The following is an 18,045-nucleotide window of genomic DNA, read 5'->3' as shown; positions in this document are numbered from 1 at the left end:
ATGGTTATTAATTGAATTTGTAACGTACACCTAACAGGTAGCTTTGGCCGTAATGATCGTTGCGGATCAGCGTTTGTCCGTTTTCAACAATCTTTTCGGCAATCCTGTCATTCTCAGGGTTGGTACCTTTAATAAATAGTTTGGTTGGGGTGTTCAGGATATTGTTTGCTTTAACAAATACGCTGAAACCGCCTTTAAACCTTTTTTCGGCCGAGGCATCCATCTGCACAAAGCCTTTTTGCCACAAATCATTATTCAGGAACTGTGAAATGGTGTTGATACGCGGACCGGTATAAGCACCTGCAATTTGCGCGTCCCAACCTTTTTTGGTGTCTTTATACAATAAAGCAAGGTTGGCAATATGTGCCGACTGGCCAAACAACGGCCTGGTTTGGTTTACCAGTATCGGGGTTAAATCGCCGGTTGTCTGGTCAATTTTCCTTGATGTTTTTGGTGTGGTGATGCGTGAGTGGGTATAAGTATAGTTAGCCCTGATACCTATTTTGTTGAAAAACCTGGTATAATCAACCTCGGCACCGTAGTTTTTAGCAGTACCAAAGTTACCCGGACTGTAATAAACGTCCTGGCCCCTTATTGCATCCGGCTGGAAGGTGTATTCTATCGGGTCTTTAATCCTTTTGTAAAAGGCACCTACCAATAAATTTTCTGAAGCACCCGGGAAAAGCTCGTAACGTAAATCGTAGTTATCGGCAATGGCACGTTTCAAATCGGGATTACCACGTTCCTGGTACTCTTCATTCACTACTTTGCTTGGTACAATTTCATAAAAACCAGGGCGGTTTAATGATTTGTAGTACGATGCGTGTAACTGCGCTTTATCGGTTAAGTGATATTTTAAAGTTGCACTTGGCAATACATCAGTGTAGATCTGGCTGCCTGTCGGCCTTGATTCGCCCTGCGAAAACAGCAGGTGATAACCCTGGTTGGTATGTTCAACCCTTGCACCGGCTATAACTTCCCATTTTGCATCGCTGTATTTAAACATACCGTAACCGGCACTTGTTTTTTCAGATGCATCGTAGGTTAACGGGTTAATTACGGCACCGGTTGGGTTTGATACTACCAGGTAGTTTAAATCGGCATAGCTTTGAAAATCTTTACCGTACTCATCCTTAGCATGATCGGCTACCTGGGCCAGTGTGTAGTTGTTATAAAAACTGCTGCGTTGTTTATCGCGGTATAAGCCGCCAACCATAACATCCAGTTTTTTATCGCCACGGAAAATATTGTAGGTAAGGTCTAAATAACCGGCCTTATCTTCGTCGGTATTACGTTCCCAGCGGCGGGTGATAGGGGCTGTAGTTGCAAGCGATGTACGCCTGTCCTGGTAATTTTGTTCCAAACCGTTCAGGTTAACGGTAGTATTATCAGGCACATCATTTTTTGCCGAAGAGTATACTGCCGACCATTGCACTTTAAATTTGCTATCAAAAAAGCTGTGATCGCCATGTAAGGTGCTGTTATAAATCTGCTGCTCGGTTAAGCGGCTGCGGGTGCTGTAGCTTAACTCGGCATTGCCTGTTTCGGGATGGTACTGCCCGTTGTATGATGTGCTTATCACATCGCGCAATTGCTGGTTAATTAAGTTTACGTATACATTGTAAAGGCTTATTTTGTTGTTTTTATCAAACACATAATCAACCTTGCCGTGTAAACCTAAACGTTTTTGCTGCTCAGAATACTGGCGGCTATCCTTGCTGGTAATTACGGCGTACTGATCGGTACTGTTTACCGATGAATTGTAAAAAGTACTGTTGCTGCCGCGATAGGTATTTTGGTAACTACCCGCTACAATGACGCCCAATTTATTATTCAAAAACCGCTGACCGATAGATAAGCTACCCACCAGGTTTGGTGCCGGTTTTTTTGAATTGTAAGTTACGGTACCTTTGTTAAAATCGGCAGGGGTGGCGTTGTAAGTACGGCCATGCAATTCGTAAGGCGATTTATGGTTAATTCCCGATGCATCAAAACTGGTAAAATCACGATCAAAGAACAACTGGCTGTAGCCGGTGGCTATATTGGCATTAATCTGTAAACGATCTGGCGCATTTTTCATCACCATATTGGTAACACCGCCAATAGCGTCGCCTTCTAAATTAGGGGTAAGGGTTTTGTAAACTTCCAAACGCTCCAAAAGGTCGGAAGGGAAAAGATCCAGCGGCACGTAGCGGTATTTGTTATCGGGGCTTGGTATTTTAACACCGTTTACAGTGGTGTAGCTATACCTTTTATCCATACCGCGTAAAATAGCATACTGGCCGTCGCCGTTGCTGTTACGCTCGATAGATACGCCGGATACACGCTGCATTACGTTGGCTACCGTTAAATCGGGCGATACTTCAATGGCCCTGCCCGATACGATGTTCATTACCTGCGTAGCGTTTTGCTCAATGCGGCGGGCTTCCCTATCGGTAGATCCTCCTGCTGAAGCCCGTACGGTAACCTCGGTTAAATCTTTAGAGGCAGCCTCCATGTAGATTTTTAAATGGGGGTTATCCTCTTTCAAAACATTGATCTGTTGGGTAAATGTTTTGTAGGTAATGTAAGTTACCCGGATGGTTGCAGGGCCCTGGGGGGCGTCCTTAATTTCGAACGAACCGTCGAGACCGGTAACGGCTGCCTTGTTGGTTTGTTCTAAAACAACGGTGGCTCCAACAAGGGCCTCGCCCGTTTGCTTGTCATAAACATGACCTTTAATTTTTGCTGCACTGGCTACCGAAGCACAAAATAACAGCGGTAACAGAATTTGTAAAAGTTTATTCATCGTCTTATGATAACGTCCATATTTTTGGTTGACGATGCAAAGTTGTGTAACATCCCAACGGTTATGAAACTTTGCCTGTTACATTAAAGCAACACCGTTACAAACGCCGTATATTAAAAGGAAACAATAAAACTTAAATAATTGTATATCAAATATTTAAACTATTTAAAAACCTCCGTTATCGTTTCGTTACCGTTACATTAACAAATTGTTAAGCCGTATTTTAGATTAAAAAACCCATAAAAAATGATGCTTATGTAACGCTATTATAAAGCCTGTATGAAGGCTGTAAGGTTATCTCCCTGCGGAATACTGAGCTTTTTACGCAGCCTGTAACGCGAAACACGCAGGCTATCGGGCGAAATCCCCAGCAAGGTGGCGATATCATTGGAGTTAAGATTGATGCGGAGCAGGGCGATGAGCCGCATATCGGCCGAGGTTAGTTCGTTGCTATAGGCCCGGATGTTATCAAAAAATTGCTGGTGCACCTGCTCGAAGGCGGCGGTAAATTCTTTCCAGTATTGCTCGTGGTTAAAGCTGTCGTTTATCTGCGAGATGAGTTGTTGCATTTGCTTTTTCTGATCACGCTTATCATCTTTTACCATGGTGTGCAGGGTGGTACGCAAATGCTCCAGAAACTGGTTATTTTTGATGAGGTTTAAAGTATGGGTTGATAATTCTTTACTTTTTATTTCGAGCTGCTGTTTCAGATTTTCCTCTTCCAGTTGCTGATTTTTTAATTGCACCTGTACCAGTTCATGCTCGGCTTCCTTTTGCCGGGCCAGCGTTTGCTGCTCCTTAATTTTAAATCGTTGCCGGCTGAAGATAACCAGACTAAGAATGATGATGAGCACCGCCACAATAACCCCGGCAATAGCTATCACCTGGTTTAGTTTACGCACGTTATTGAGGCGATTAATTTCATCGCTCTTTTTATTCATATCATACAGCACCTGCAAAAAGGCGGTTTGGTTAACGCCATCTTTCGAGTACACTTCGAGCGAGTATTTGCGGCTTAGCTCGGCATAGTGATAAGCGCTGTCCATTTGGTTCATCAGTTCATAAACTTTTCCCAGATCTTTACTGCAGGATGCCAGCTGGTAGATGTTACCCGTTTGCCGGGCCAACTCCATAGCCCGGCGCGATTGGACGATGCTCTCTTTATACTTGCCGGTTTTACGCAGGATATCACCAAGGTTGTTAATCACCTCTATCGAGCCTATTTCGTTATGATCTTCTTTATACAACTGCAACGATCGGTTAAAGCTTACATAAGCCGAATCGTATTTGGCCAGATCTTCATATACACTGCCCAGGTTTTCGTAAATCTTAGCTGCGCCTTGTTTATAGTTTGCCTGGTTATAGCTTTTTAATGCCAGGTTTTGATAATAGAATGAACTATCGTACTGGTGGCTTTTCTCGTACAGGTGACCGATGTTGCCGAAAATGGCAGCCTGCCCCTTAAGGTTGTTATTCTTTTTGTAGATGGCCAATGCCTTATTATACATCTGCCGCGATTTGCCTACCTGTTTGTTGTAGTAGTATAAAACGCCCATTTCGCCCATGTTAGCGGCCAACAGGTTGGGGTTATTGATCTTATTAAAAACCTTATCGGCATGCAGGTAAAACTCCAAAGCCTGCGCATAGTGGCCCTGGTTAAAGCAAATCTCGCCCATTTGCTGCAGGCACATGCCTTCGGCAACGCCATCGTTTTTATCCACAGCGCGGGCGTAGATCTTTTTTAAGATGATCAGCGCCGAATCCGGATGTTTTTGGCTAAGGGAGTGGATGGAGAGCAGCTTATCATCTTCGGCATGGGAAGTTAAGCTTGACAACAGGAAACTAAAAACTGCGATAAGGAAACAGAAGCGTTTAAACATTTGCTAATCAGCTGATTTTATGACAGCATAATTAACAAATGACGTGCTTTTATATTAAGTTAATGTTAAGAAACAACACAGGCTTAAAACATTATAAACGAGGGAGGTGTGATCCCGAGTGGGAAACTGAAGTATCTAAAGAAATCATGACATTTCCCGCTTTGTCATGCTGAACTTGTTTCAGCACCCCACTCGCTAAGCAACCTTGCTAAGCAAAGCGGGCTACCTGTCCTGTGAGATGCCGAAACAAGTTCGGCATGACGGACGTATATGGATAATAAACTCAGGTTTTCAAAGTCTTCTGCTTATTTCTAAGCATGATCATCGCTTTATCGGCCCTAACCTTACGGGTTTCTTCCTGTTTGGCCGATCCTACCCAATCGCAGTAGCCTTGTTTGTATGATTTTGAGAGGCTTTCAAAAAATTCATTCGCCTCGACATCCTGATCTAATAACACCTGTAATTCGGCAGGCGTGCCTTCAATATGTTCTCCTTTTTTTAGCATATAAGCTTAACAGTTATATCTGTCTGATTTTTTCAAATGTAATACATCATTACGGTATTAAAAATTTGAAATGATCAATGTTTAATGGATCATTAACCTGTAATTTTTAAAGCTATGCTAAAATATATAGCATAGCGATAATATATTTGCCATTAACCGGTACAACATCTGTTATGACAAAAGAAACATCAGCAATTATACAACCATCCAACCTTAATTTTCTTGAACAATTAAGAGAAAACAACGAACGCAACTGGTTCAATGCCAACAAGCCCACTTACCTGAAAGAGCTTGCAAACATTGAACTATTTGCCGGCGAGTTGCTAAGGCTGATGAACGTACATGATGTGATCGAAACTCCATCGGGCAAAAAGAGCCTTCACCGTATTTACCGCGATACCCGTTTTAGCCTTGATAAAACGCCTTTTAAAACCAACTGGAGCGGCGGCTTTAAACGTGCCGGTAAAAGCCGCAGGGGCGGCTACTACTTCCACATTGAACCGGGCAACAGCTTTGTTGGCGGCGGCTTTTGGGGGCCAAATGCTGATGACCTGAAAAGAATAAGGGAGGAAATAGCTTACGATGCCACGCGATTAAGAGAGATCCTAAACAGCGATCTGTTCATTAGCAATTTCGGACAATTGGAGGGCGAACAGCTCAAAACCACCCCAAAAGGTTTCGATGCCGATAACGAAGCCATAGATCTGCTACGTTACAAACAGTTTTTACTCCGCAGGCGGTTTACCGATGAAGAAGTACTGAGCGATGATTTTTTATATAAAATGAACGAAGGCTTTAAAGCCATGCGCCCGTTTTTCGATTACATGAGCGAGGTACTGAGCACTGATATTAACGGCATCGAGATCATTTAAAAGTAAGCGAGGCTATCAATTATAACTTTTAAGTAAAAACGTATCAACGTTGCCATTTTAGCAAAAAATTCATCTTTTCATTGCTTAACTTCGCGCCATTATCGGCCGGGGCGTCGATGAGATCAAATCTATCCACACCCTTGTAAAGGCCGTTACGGACTATAACCATTGGTGCGATGTTACAAGATAAAAATCAAAAAATTGCCACTCTCCTGGCATTTTCCCTCATACCGTTATCGGGCTTTGCCACAGATATATACATACCCTCATTACCCAGCATGGGGTTGAGCATGCACGCCGGCAGCCTGCAGGTGCAAATGACACTTACTTTTTTCCTGATCAGCTACGGTATTTCACAGCTTTTTATCGGTAGCATATTGGATAGTTTTGGCCGTTACCGCTTTAGCCTGGTGGCCTTGCTGGTGTTTGCGGCAGCCAGTTTTGTTATCGCTTTAACACATAATATTTATGTGGTGTACCTGATGCGTGTCATCCATGGTATTACTGTGGCGCTTATTGTAGTATCAAAAAGGGCATTCTTTGTGGATGTTTATAAGGATAAGCAGCTAAAACATTACCTCAGTTTGTTTACCATTATCTGGTCGGCGGGGCCAATTGTAGCGCCTTTTTTGGGTGGATACCTGGAAAGCGCTTTAGGTTGGGAGTATAATTTTTACTTTTTAGGAGGCCTGGCATTGGTGATCGCCGTGCTTGAGTTTATCTTCAGCGGCGAAACATTAAAGAAGCCTGCCGAATTTCACCTCCAAAAAATTACGGCTGTGTACGGCACCATGGTTCGCTCAACCGATTTTACGCTTGGGCTGCTGATGCTGTGTTTTGCCTACTCGATGGTGATGGTTTACAACATGACGGGGCCTTACATTATTGAGCATCAATTGCACCTTACCCCTGTTATCGCCGGATATTGTTCGCTGATATTAGGCTTAGCCTGGATGGTTGGCGGCTTCATTGGCAAAGCTACTATCGAGCGCCCGTTCTTCAAAAAAATGGCCACTAACATCACCCTGCAGTTGCTGTTGGTAAGCATCATGATCATCAGCCTGAAATTTGTAAACGGGTTGTATGCCATGGTAGCCTTTGCGTTTTTAATTCACGTTTGCGCAGGTTATACCTATAACAACTATTTCACTTACAGCATGAGCCGCTTCCCTAAAAACGCGGGCATTGCAGGTGGTTTAACCGGCGGCGGTGTGTATGTTTTGCTATCATTCTTAACCTATGGTATTGTATACTTCATCCCGGCACATGATGAGCGGAACCTGAGTTACAGCTACATGATATTGATCGTGTTATCGGCTATTGGTATGTATTTTATCCATCGTTTAAATAAAAAACAGGAAGCTAAAGTTTCATTGTTAGCGGCAGCTGCTTAAGGTTAAAACTTGGTATAAACAGGTTTTGTTTCCGGATAAGTTTTAACGGGACAGGGAGTTATATTGAGCTTATTAAAGAAATCGGCAGTTTTTTGGATGTTGGTTTTATCGTTCACCGCGAAATACCAAAACTGCTCCCAATCGCCATCGTTCATGCTCATCTGCGTAAAACCCTGCGATTTATGTTCGGCTATTTCCCAGTTGGCTATCACTTTATAGTTCAACCGGTTTTTATAGCTGAATGATGCTGTACGATCAACCTTAAACAACGCTGTATCTGCTACGGTTTGTGTTTCCGAATATCCTTTGTAAGATATAAAGCGGCTCACTGCATCTATTTTATTGGTTGTGGTTGCGCCTAAAATTATCGGTCGGTTTTGGGCGGGCAATTCTTTCACCGCATCTATCGCCAAAATTGTAGCTGCTTTATGGCCTCCATGGGTATCATCAGTTGGCAATAAGGTAAAAACGTAATCGTAGTGATTTGCTTTTAATACCTGGTTCAAGCGTTTTTTAACGGCGGGGACATCCCAGCTGGTATCCAGCGGTTCTTTTTCATCAAGCGTAAAATGAGCATCCAGTTGATCTTCAAAATAATATTTATTAACACCCAAAATCTTACCTGCATTAACCAGTTCCTTTTTACGGATACGGGGCAGGTTAGCCCGGCCTACAGGTTCATCCGTAAGTTTCACACCATAATAGTCTTCGGCAAGGGTTGAATATTTGTAGCCTGCTTCACCGTTGGTGATCACAAACAGATCAACAATGCCGTGCTGCTCTTTGGCTATTTTGTATAGCGTTACCGAAAATGTGCTTTCATCATCTGGGTGCGCTATCACTACAAGGGCGCGGGGTGCGGATACGATGGTTTGCGCATGGGGTGTATTAATACCCAAGCCAATCACCATTACCAATAACAAGATGTATTTTTTCACTCTGATGATATTTATTATTAAACCATCGTCATTGCGAGGTACGAAGCAACCCCCAACTTTACAGGGCAGACTTGCATAGCCGCTCGGCTTATCGGGGATTGCTTCGTTCCTCGCAATGACGTGGTGTTTAAGTTTCGTTAATCCTAAACAGCTTTAAGCTTTACGCCTTCCGCTTTCAGCTCCAACATGAGGCGTGAGGACGGAATCGAACCGTCGTAAAAGGTTTTGCAGACCCCCACCTAACCACTCGGCCACTCCGCCTTATTGGCGGCTACAGTATTGAACTGTAACCGCCGTTTTATTTTTAGTTTACATCAAACCACAATTTGGTGGTAAGCACATCAGCACCCTGTGCGGCTACGGCTGCGCTGTAATTTGTTTTATTAAGCGATTGCTCCGTTCCCGGGTAAATAAACCTTACAGGAATTTTGCCGCCCAAAGTACCGGCAACGGCAGGTTGCAATACCGGGTAATCAAGTCTGCGCCATTCTGTCCAGCCTTCAAGTCCCTGGCCAAACAAGGCTATCCATTTTTGCTCGCCTATTGATTTTTTGTAGTTGGATGCATCGTACTTAACTGCCGGTTGAGCTAAATAAGCTGCTATATCCGCGGTACCTATACTGTATTGGGTTAATGCGGCGGTTACCGCCTGCTCGTACAATGAACCCGCATCTTCGGTAGTGAAACCGCGGGCAGCAGCTTCGGCCCTGTCAAACAAGCTTTCGGCATAGCTTAATATCACGGCAGGTGCATGCGGTGCCCTAAAGTAGGTACCCGGTTTTGAAGTTTTGGTGAAACCAAGGTTACTGGCATCGCCTACTAACAAACCATTTGGGATACCAACGTAAGTTTGCGGTGTAGCATCCTGCGTTTTAGCGGCGTAAACAGCTAAGCGTGGATCATTCAGGGTAAACAATTTATCAACGATGGTTTTACTGATGCGATAGTCATCGCGCGTATCAAACAAATTGCTCACCGGGTTTTGGTTAGGCGAATCAATATAGGTAAACTGCGCCGTTTCATTGTTCGAGCTAATGAACGAACCTCCTTCGGCCTGAATATCGGCTATCACCTGTTTGGCTTTAGCAGGTTCCCTATCAGCAATTCGCAAAGCGATACGGAGCCTTAACGAGTTGGCAAACTTTTTCCACGATGCGATATTATTGCCGTAAACTATATCGCCGGCTATTGCTTTACCCGATGGATTAAGCGCCGTTTGAGCCGCTTTCAAATCATCTAACAAAGCAAAATAAACATCCTTTTGGCTATCATAAGCGGGCGTAACATATTGTTTAATATTGGCAGCCTGCGTGTATGGGATATTACCAAAAGCATCAGTTAGCAAACTAAAAGTCCATGCCCGCAAAACCAGTGCTACGCCTTTATAATTAGTGTTGCTTTGTGCGTCGGCAATTTTGATCACCTCGTTCAGGTTTATAATGCTTTTTGAGTAGCCCACGGTCCACAACTCCTGGAAAGCGCTGTTAGTGTAGATATACCTGTCGGGATCGGTATACTGAATTTTGGCCCAGTACTGTACAAACAGCAAACTGGCATCCAGGTTATTGGCCACACCCCAGTAAGTATCGGCAGTAGCTTTGGTAGCGGCGGTTAACAGATAATCGGGCTGTGCGGTTTGCGAACCGTTGGGGCTCACATTAATGTCTACCAGTTCCTTTTTGCACGATGTTACCGATAATAAAACCGCGCCGGATAATATGCTTAGATATTTAAGTTTCATGATGATTAAAATTTAAGGTTTACGTTAAAGCCAATATTGCGCACGGTAGGCAGGGTTAAATCTTCTAAACCCTGGGCGTTGCCGGCATTGAAGGCGGTTTCAGGATCGATGTTCGGCACATTTTTGTGAATGATCCACAGGTTGCGACCAACTACTGAGAAGGTTGCACCCTGGAAACCTATTTTTTTGATCCATTTGGCAGGCAGGCTATAGCCTAACTTCACTTCGCGAAGTTTGATATAAGAGGCATCGTAAACAAAAGCCTCATCAACATTGGTAAACCCTTTATAGTATGATTGAGCAGGTAATATAGTTGTGTTTGGCGAGCCATCGGCCTTAACGCCTTTAAATATCATACCATCGTTATATACAGTTACACCTGCAGGGGCCGCACCGGTAACCTGCACGGCAGCGGCCGATGTATTGTTACCCGGATAGTAATAGCTTAAACCACCGTTAGCAGCACCACGGCCCGGCAAGGTTGAGGCCAATACGCCGGTATAAGTACCGGTACGGTTGGTGTTTGAATAGATCGATCCGCCAAAACGGGCATCAACCAAAAAGCTCAGGTTTATACCTTTATAGGTAAAGCTGTTGTTAATGCTTCCCAGCCATTTCGGGGTAAATTTGCCCAGGTATTGTTTGGTTGGATTGATAACCGGTGTACCGTTGGCACCAATAATGATCTGCCCCTGCGGGTTACGTTGGTAAGCATTACCGTACAATGTACCATAAGGCTGGCCTAATGCCGCCAATACCTGCACGGTACGGTCGCTGCCCAATACAATGCTCTGTAAACGGCCTTCGGCATCGAGTTTAACCACTTTACTGCGGTTTAACGAGTAGTTGGTGTTGATATCCCAGGTAAAGCCTTTTGATTTAATGGGGGTTAAGCCTAACTGCACCTCGATACCTTTGTTGTTAATACTGCCGCCGTTGATCAGTTTTTGGCTAAAGCCTGTAGACGGACTAACATCTACCGTTACTATCTGGTTAACACTGTTGGTGTTGTACGCGCTTACATCCAGGTGGATCCTGTCGTTAAAAAATCCCAGTTCAAAACCGGCTTCGCCTGATGTAGTTGTTTCGGGTTTCAGATTAGGGTTCAGATCCACTGTAGAAATGCTTTGCTGCGGGTAACCGCCAAACAGAGCCAAAGTGGTGAAAAGGTTTTTTAATTGATAAGCCAATGCCGGTTTACCAACTTTACTCCAGCCACCTCTTACTTTGGCATAACTTAGTATATCACTTTTAATATCCAGGGCTTCAGTTAATACCAAACTACCGTTTACCGATGGATAAAAATAAGATAAGGCGTCTTTAGGTAAAGTTGACGACCAATCGTTACGGGTTGTAAAGTTTAAAAACGCGTAGTTCCTGAAACCAACCTGGGCCGATGCAAAATAGCTGTACGTTTTAACCTTATCATAATTGTTGCTTGAAACCAGCGGATCGCGCGAGTTGGTGAGCGTATATAAGCCGGCCACTGCCAGTTTCGGCGCTATCTGATCGTTTTGTTCGATTGTTTTTACAGCGATGTTACCACCACCAAATACATCCAGTGAAAAGTCATTATTCAGTTTTTTGGTGTATTGTAACCTGGCTTCAGTGTTGTTTTCGTTTACGGCATAAGCATCTTCCTCGTACGAGCCGAAAGGTGTGCCGTTAGTTCCGAAGGCTACTTTAATTTTACGGCGATCATTATAATAATCGGTACCGGTACGGAAGTTTGCCGATAGGCCATCAATAATTTTGTAATTCAATTCGATACTACCTATCAGGTGGTTTTTGTGTTGCCCAACTGTGTTTTCATAAGCCAACCAGTATGGGTTGCTGTAGTAGCTGTTATTCCAGTTAAAAGTATTGCCATTGGCATCTTTGTAATTTTTTAACTGGCTGATATCAACCTGGCGGCCAAACCACGTAAACTGCAGCATGGTGCTGGTAGCGCGTTTTCCGTAAGTACCTGGCAGGTTATCAGCATCATCTTTAATATAGTTAACAATAGTATTTACGGTTAATTTATTGTTGATGCGATAGCTTGAATTAAACGCGAAAGAGTTACGCCCTTGCGATGTATTTGGCACAATGCCCGTTTGGTGCAGGTTATTATATGATACCCTGAAATCACTTTTTTCGGTACTGCTTGCTATAGCTACGCCATTGTTAAGCGTAACGCCTGTTTTGAAAAAGTCGCGCACGTTATTTGGATGGGCTACGAAAGGAACCGCTTGTCCGTTTGAATTAAATTGAGGGATCAAAGAGCCATCCAATGCAGGCCCCCAGCTTTCGTCAACACCATCGTTAACACCGCCGCCTTTACCATCAACATAGCTAAATTTACCGTTCGAGCCTTGTCCGTATTGGTTCTGGTAATCTGGCAGGATATTTACGTTGGCAAAACTGGTGTTTGAGTTTACGGTAACGCCAAGCCCTTTGGCACCTTTACCTGTTTTGGTACGAATCAACACAACACCAGCCGCCGCGCGCGAACCATATAGAGCTGCCGCGTTAGGGCCTTTCAGTACGCTTACCGATTCAATATCTTCCGAGTTAAGATCGGATAACGCGTTGGCAAAATCCCTTGATCCGTTTGTGCCCAGGATCTGGCTGTTATCAACAATAACACCATCAACCACAAATAATGGCTGGTTATCTTTCGAGATAGAAGTTTCGCCGCGGATAACGATACGTGACGAACCCATATCGCCCTGGCTGTTGGTAACCTGCACACCGGCAATTTTACCTGCAAGGGCATTAACAAAGTTGGTTTCTTTAGCTTCGGAGATATCTTTTGACTTTAAGCCCTGAACAGAATAGCCCAGTGATTTTTTATCTTTCGAGATATTCAATGCCGTTACAACCACTTCGTTAAGGGCATTAGGCTGTTCAATCAATACCACATTCAGCGAAGCTGTGCCTGAAGTTACCGGGATCTCCTGCGTGGTATAACCTATATAAGCTACCCTAAGTACATCATTAACATTGGCTGTAACCGAAAACTTTCCGTTTACATCTGTTTGGCCGCCGGTATTTTTTCCTTTAACCGATACGCTTACGCCCGGCAGCGGCAGGCCATCAGCTTTGGCGGTTACCACTCCGCTTATTTTAACAGATTGCGCCGCAACCGTTTGGATGAGAATAAATGGCAATAAAACTGCCAGTAATACTTTGTAAATTTTTAACATGATCAAATAATTGTGATTGATTTTTAATACCGATACAGCTTAAACAAGGCATAGCAGTAGCTAACACAGGTTTGTTAAACCCTGCCCAAAAGCTTTGAAAACCGTAAAGATTTGATTGATTGTTGAGGCTGATAGTTGCGGTTAAGCTACTGAAGGCTTAGCGTTTATAGCCCGCTGATGAGGATCAACAGCAACAACGCATGCTTTGCATACTTAAAAAGGAGGTTGTGCAGGCAAACTGCAATGATGAATTTGAGGCAGGAACCAGGCCGCTTTGTGCTACGGTGGTAATGGTTTTGTTCATGACGATAGTATAATTATATATGCAGATAGATTAGTGTTTTGCAAATGGCGACCAGCACAGCCGGCCACCATAGTGTTTATAGTTTTAGTTTAATGATGCGGTTTTATTGTTCACCAGGGCATCAACAGCTTTAAGCATCGATGCAAATTCCTGCTTATCATATAGCCGGGTGAGGTACACTATTTTACCATCCCTATCTATAACCACGTTGCGGGTTACGCCGCTTTTTTTATTGGCAAAACGGCCAAAAATATCAGCACCGGGATCAAGTGCCAGCGGATAACTGATGTTCATTTGCTGGTGGAATCCTTTTACTTTTTCAAGCGGCTCATCGCGGTCAACACCTATCAGCACCAGGCCCTTATCTTTATAAGTCTGCCATATATCGCTTTCCAGGTGGGGCATTTCTTCGCGGCATACACTGCACCAGCTTGCGGTAAACTGCGGTATCACCACCTTGCCGCGCAGTTGCTTTAATGAGGTTTTAGTGCCGTCAGTAAGTGCCAGTTCAAAATCGGCAGGAGCTATATCGCCAACTTTAACTATATATCCCCTATCCACATCGGCAGGGTTTGCAGCTGTTTTTGTTTGGGCCGATGCAAACGCCGTGGCCACAACCAGCGAGAAAGTAAAAAGTAGATGTTTAATATTCATCGTTGTAAGTATTAACCTTAATATCTAATTATCAGGAAAAACGGAGAATAAAAGGAGAAGATGCACGGTATGTAAATCATGCGCTATTTACTTTTATTATCTTCTCTGCCATAAAACCGGCAGACAGGAATTAGCACCTTTATAACAATGGGCTTACAGGTTGCTAAGACATCACAGGGCCTTTCCCTCAGTCTTTCTTGATAATTAAAATATTAAAGAACCATTTGATGATGCAAATATAGATAAATAATCTACTATTTATATAGATATTATAGATTTAATTATATTTTTCTTTCAAATGACATTTAAATTACGTGGTGGGCTATTGCGGGTTTCATTATTTAAACGTTACAAGGCTTGCATCACATTTGTTATTCAACTATATTACAGCACATTAACCAACAATTAAAACCTACCTACCTTATGCAGGCAACAAGCATTGATGAAGTGATAACCGCTTTGCAAACTATTATTGATGATAGCAAAAAACGCGATAGCCGCCTCGGTTACTTCGCGGTTTTGTACTATAAGGTGACCGCCAGCGTACGCGACGGCATCAGGAACGGGCAGTTTCAGGATGGCCCACGGATGGAAAAACTGGATGTTATTTTCGCTAACCGCTACCTGGAAGCTTATACTTTGTGGCAGCAGGGTGCCGAACCTTCGGCCTGTTGGAAATTCGCGTTTGAAACAGCAAAACGCTCCTCACCTTTAATTTTACAGCATTTGTTATTGGGGATGAATGCCCACATCAACCTGGATCTTGGCGTAGCGGCCGTTGAAGTATCAGGAGATAAGCCCATGCAGGATCTGCATAATGATTTCAATATGATCAATACCATCATATCCTCATTAACCTACCAGGTGCTAAGCGAAATTGACAGGTCGTCACCCCTACTCTCCCTGCTTGGCCTGCACGCGGGTAACAGCAATTCGGTACTCATCCAATTCAGTATCGATAATGCCCGCGACGGTGCCTGGTGTTTTGCCGAAGAACTATACGCCAAGACAATAGCCGACAGACCAACCGAGATCAAAGCCCGCGACCAAAATGTTTTGGCCATAGGCAAAAGCCTCATTAACCAAACCGGCTTTTTAAGATTTACGGTTTGGCTCATCCATCTTTTTGAATGGAAAAACCCAGCTAAGGTGATTGAATTACTACAGGAAGATCAGAAGAAATATTTTAGTGTGGATGATAAAATGGAGGTGAAGGCGGGGTAGAGTAACGCCACAATCGGAGATTTTTTTTAATTCCCTCCTTGGGGAGTGGCGCGAGGGATTGTGTAGTGGCAGGGAGGGGTTTGCATGCCCTGCTAATCAACATGCATGGCGATGAAACCCCTCCCTACACCCTCCCAGGGGAGGGAATCGCACAAGGCCCTGCTTTTTCATATCTTTAACAAGAGCTGGAATCTACTTAACCGCCTCATCAAAATTTACAAACACATCATCATTATCATCATCATAAACGCCACCTGCAATAATGCTCTGCCCGGTTATACCCGGATTATTACCACTGCCCAGCGGCCATGATCCTTTAGAACTGGTTACGCCAAAGCCCGCGAAAGCCGCGGCCTGCAAAGCGAAATCGGTACAGTTGTTTTTAGATAGATGGTATTCCAACCCCTCGTAACGTTGGGTTAATTTCAGGATACGTTTAAATTTCCGCTCGGTGATAAACTTGCCCATCACCTCATCCCAGTGATGGTCTGAATCATTTTTGAAGCCGCCGGTTGTTTCCGGTTCCCATGGCGTGGCCGAAAATATATTATCCTTAATAGGATAAAACCCAAACGACACCGAAACCGAGGTTGAATCGGTATTATATTTTATAAGCGTAATAAAAGTATGCCCGGTATTGGCCCTAACAAATATCGTTGGCTTGCCCGGTTTTGGTTGCTTAACATGAAACAGCAGGGCATACGCGGCAGCCTTTTTACCATCGTTAAATGTATTGAGGATACGGTTGTAAGTGATGGATTTGCTTTTTTTTTCCTTCTTATCTTTGATCTGAACCGGGTTATTTACAAATACCGAATCATCGGAGGCATTAATGGTAAGGGCATTGCCGTTAAACCTAAACGCGGTATCCGCCACAAGCGAATCCGGCTTGGTCTGCCCCTTTTGCTTGTAGCCCATCGTTTTAAAAAAACACTTCATAGCCAGGGGATACATCCTTAATTTGGCAAATACGCTGGCCAGTTTGTAATAGCCCCGCGCTCTGGCCTGGTTGTAGGCAACTTCATCGCTGTTGTTATCGCTCAGATCTTTTAGGTATTCGAGTAATTTTTCCCTGCCTGCACGGGTATCCAGCTGCCTTTCTATATTACTTTCAAAGCTGGCTATATTCTCGGCGCTTAATTTTCTATCAGCTTTCGGGCTGGTAATGGCCGCGGTATAATTATCATCAATAATATTATGCAGCAGTGTATCGGGCAGTCTATTCTTGATCCTTAGCGAAGCCGATAGCTGTGCAGAAGCCGTAGAGGTAAAAAAAATAAAACCTACGATGGAGAAAGCAGTAAAAAGATACTTTATGTTAAAGGTTTTCATGGCAAATTTTTAAACCGTTATTGTTGTACGATGGGGATTAAAGCGCGCTTGTTTATCAGCATCGGCAACAACAACACCCTGGCGGGCTACAGCTTAAAATATGAAAACGGAGCATAATGTTTTGCTATATGGGTACAAACGTAAAAACATTTTAAATAGTCTACAAGTTTAGTAGATTATTTTTATTTAAACTTGCACTTCATCAACAATGGCTATACGGATGGATGGATACGCTTTAATAACCGGGGCAGGCAAAGGCATTGGCCGGTCCATCGCTTTACAATTGGCGCAAAAAGGCCATAACTTGTTATTGGTTTCCCGCTCGGAAAGCGACCTGAAAAGCCTGGCCACTCAACTCATAACCGATCATGAAATTAAGATTGAGTATCTCGCCATCGATCTTTCCGTTAATGGTGCAGCATTAAAAATATTCAATTGGGTTGCCTCGCTCACCGTTCCGATATCGATATTAATCAATAACGCGGGGCACGGCCTGTGGGGCGATTTTGAAGCCCTGCCCCTTGATGGCCAAACCAACATGATGCAGGTAAACATGAATGCCCTTGTTGAACTTTCGCATTTGTTTATCCCGTTGTTAAAACAACAAAAGCAGGCGCATCTACTCAATATAGCAAGTACCGCAGCTTACCAGTCGGTGCCTGTACTGGCGGTGTATTCGGCAACCAAAGCTTTTGTATTATCATTTAGCAGGGCATTGAGGTATGAGTTAAAAGATAGCCCGATAGCAGTAAGCTGCCTTAGCCCCGGCCCTACCGATACCGGGTTTGCCAAACGCGCCGGGATGGAAGCCCTTGCTGAGCTGGCCGAAAAATTTAATATGCAGGCAGATGATGTTGCCCGCATAGGTCTGAAGGGGATGTTCAACAAAAAAGCGGAAATAGTACCGGGATTATTGAACAGGCTTTCGGTATTCGGGGTGAGGCACATCCCCAAAAGCTTTAGCGAACGCATTGCTGCTAATCTTTACAAGCACTAAAAAATATTTTCAGAAAAATTTGGAGCGATTAACATTTTCTTTACATTTGCATTAGTCTACTAAAAAGATAGATTTAATATACATTGAACAATAACCACCACATATCATCTGCATGCCCAATGCGAATGCCCTTGTTAACAAGGGTGATGTGTAGCTGTTGTTGCTAACTCTCCCTATCGGACTCCGGTCCTTCTACCGTTATCTCACCAGGTAACATCCAAAGTTTAC

12 protein-coding genes, 1 tRNA gene and 1 riboswitch are annotated in these 18,045 nt (G+C 43.7%); of the genes, 4 read left to right on the top strand and 9 right to left on the bottom strand.

Going from position 1 to position 18,045, the window contains the following annotated elements; translation table 11 throughout:
• Positions 1-7: 7 nt before the first annotated feature.
• The 3 genes from HYN43_RS29050 to HYN43_RS29040 form a co-directional block, all read right to left on the bottom strand.
• Entirely contained in the window at positions 8-2,788 is a 2,781-nt protein-coding gene (locus HYN43_RS29050; protein ID WP_119407314.1) for a TonB-dependent receptor, read from the bottom strand.
• 266 nt (positions 2,789-3,054) lie between these two features.
• Positions 3,055-4,668, bottom strand: a complete 1,614-nt coding sequence (locus tag HYN43_RS29045) for a tetratricopeptide repeat protein (protein WP_119407313.1) — start codon at positions 4,666-4,668, stop codon at positions 3,055-3,057.
• 283 nt (positions 4,669-4,951) lie between these two features.
• Positions 4,952-5,173 (bottom strand): YdeI/OmpD-associated family protein, encoded by a 222-nt coding sequence (locus HYN43_RS29040; protein ID WP_119407312.1) that lies wholly within the window; start codon positions 5,171-5,173, stop codon positions 4,952-4,954.
• A gap of 173 nt (positions 5,174-5,346) precedes the next feature.
• Here HYN43_RS29040 and HYN43_RS29035 point away from each other — a divergent pair, with 173 nt between their 5' ends.
• Together HYN43_RS29035 and HYN43_RS29030 are read left to right on the top strand one after the other, a co-directional pair.
• Positions 5,347-6,045: a DUF2461 domain-containing protein gene (locus tag HYN43_RS29035; protein WP_119407311.1), complete on the top strand. Its 699-nt coding sequence runs from the start codon at positions 5,347-5,349 to the stop codon at positions 6,043-6,045.
• A gap of 176 nt (positions 6,046-6,221) precedes the next feature.
• Complete coding sequence (locus tag HYN43_RS29030; protein WP_119407310.1) at positions 6,222-7,439, top strand: MFS transporter; 1,218 nt, start codon at positions 6,222-6,224, stop codon at positions 7,437-7,439.
• A 2-nt stretch (positions 7,440-7,441) separates the two neighbouring features.
• Here HYN43_RS29030 and HYN43_RS29025 read toward each other — a convergent pair whose 3' ends face one another.
• The 5 genes from HYN43_RS29025 to HYN43_RS29005 form a co-directional block, all read right to left on the bottom strand.
• Positions 7,442-8,377 carry a PIG-L family deacetylase gene (locus HYN43_RS29025; protein ID WP_119407309.1) on the bottom strand — a complete coding sequence of 312 codons (936 nt, stop codon included), beginning with the start codon at positions 8,375-8,377 and terminating at the stop codon, positions 7,442-7,444.
• 189 nt (positions 8,378-8,566) lie between these two features.
• A tRNA-Cys gene (locus HYN43_RS29020) sits at positions 8,567-8,638 on the bottom strand.
• Positions 8,639-8,681: 43 nt separating this feature from the next.
• Positions 8,682-10,118: a SusD/RagB family nutrient-binding outer membrane lipoprotein gene (locus HYN43_RS29015; RefSeq protein ID WP_119407308.1), complete on the bottom strand. Its 1,437-nt coding sequence runs from the start codon at positions 10,116-10,118 to the stop codon at positions 8,682-8,684.
• Between the two features lie 5 nt (positions 10,119-10,123).
• Complete coding sequence (locus HYN43_RS29010; RefSeq protein WP_119407307.1) at positions 10,124-13,306, bottom strand: SusC/RagA family TonB-linked outer membrane protein; 3,183 nt, start codon at positions 13,304-13,306, stop codon at positions 10,124-10,126.
• A 388-nt stretch (positions 13,307-13,694) separates the two neighbouring features.
• On the bottom strand, positions 13,695-14,264 hold the full coding sequence (locus HYN43_RS29005; protein WP_119407306.1) for a TlpA family protein disulfide reductase: 570 nt from the start codon (positions 14,262-14,264) through the stop codon (positions 13,695-13,697).
• Between the two features lie 93 nt (positions 14,265-14,357).
• Positions 14,358-14,471: riboswitch (SAM riboswitch) on the bottom strand.
• Positions 14,472-14,687: 216 nt separating this feature from the next.
• Here HYN43_RS29005 and HYN43_RS29000 point away from each other — a divergent pair.
• Positions 14,688-15,488 carry a DUF5995 family protein gene (locus HYN43_RS29000; RefSeq protein WP_119407305.1) on the top strand — a complete coding sequence of 267 codons (801 nt, stop codon included), beginning with the start codon at positions 14,688-14,690 and terminating at the stop codon, positions 15,486-15,488.
• A gap of 192 nt (positions 15,489-15,680) precedes the next feature.
• On the opposite strand, the gene HYN43_RS28995 is transcribed toward HYN43_RS29000, so the two are convergent.
• The gene (locus tag HYN43_RS28995; protein ID WP_119407304.1) at positions 15,681-16,820 is read right to left on the bottom strand and encodes a hypothetical protein; all 1,140 of its coding nucleotides are present in this window, start codon (positions 16,818-16,820) and stop codon (positions 15,681-15,683) included.
• 208 nt (positions 16,821-17,028) lie between these two features.
• Between HYN43_RS28995 and HYN43_RS28990 the strand changes: the two genes are divergently transcribed.
• Positions 17,029-17,817 (top strand): SDR family NAD(P)-dependent oxidoreductase, encoded by a 789-nt coding sequence (locus HYN43_RS28990; protein ID WP_245447073.1) that lies wholly within the window; start codon positions 17,029-17,031, stop codon positions 17,815-17,817.
• Positions 17,818-18,045: the final 228 nt, after the last annotated feature.

It is taken from the genome of Mucilaginibacter celer, assembly GCF_003576455.2.
Taxonomy (GTDB): Bacteria; Bacteroidota; Bacteroidia; order Sphingobacteriales; family Sphingobacteriaceae; genus Mucilaginibacter; species Mucilaginibacter celer.
The sequence above is the reverse complement of the archived record's forward strand: the minus strand, read 5'-3'. Positions and strand labels throughout refer to the sequence as shown.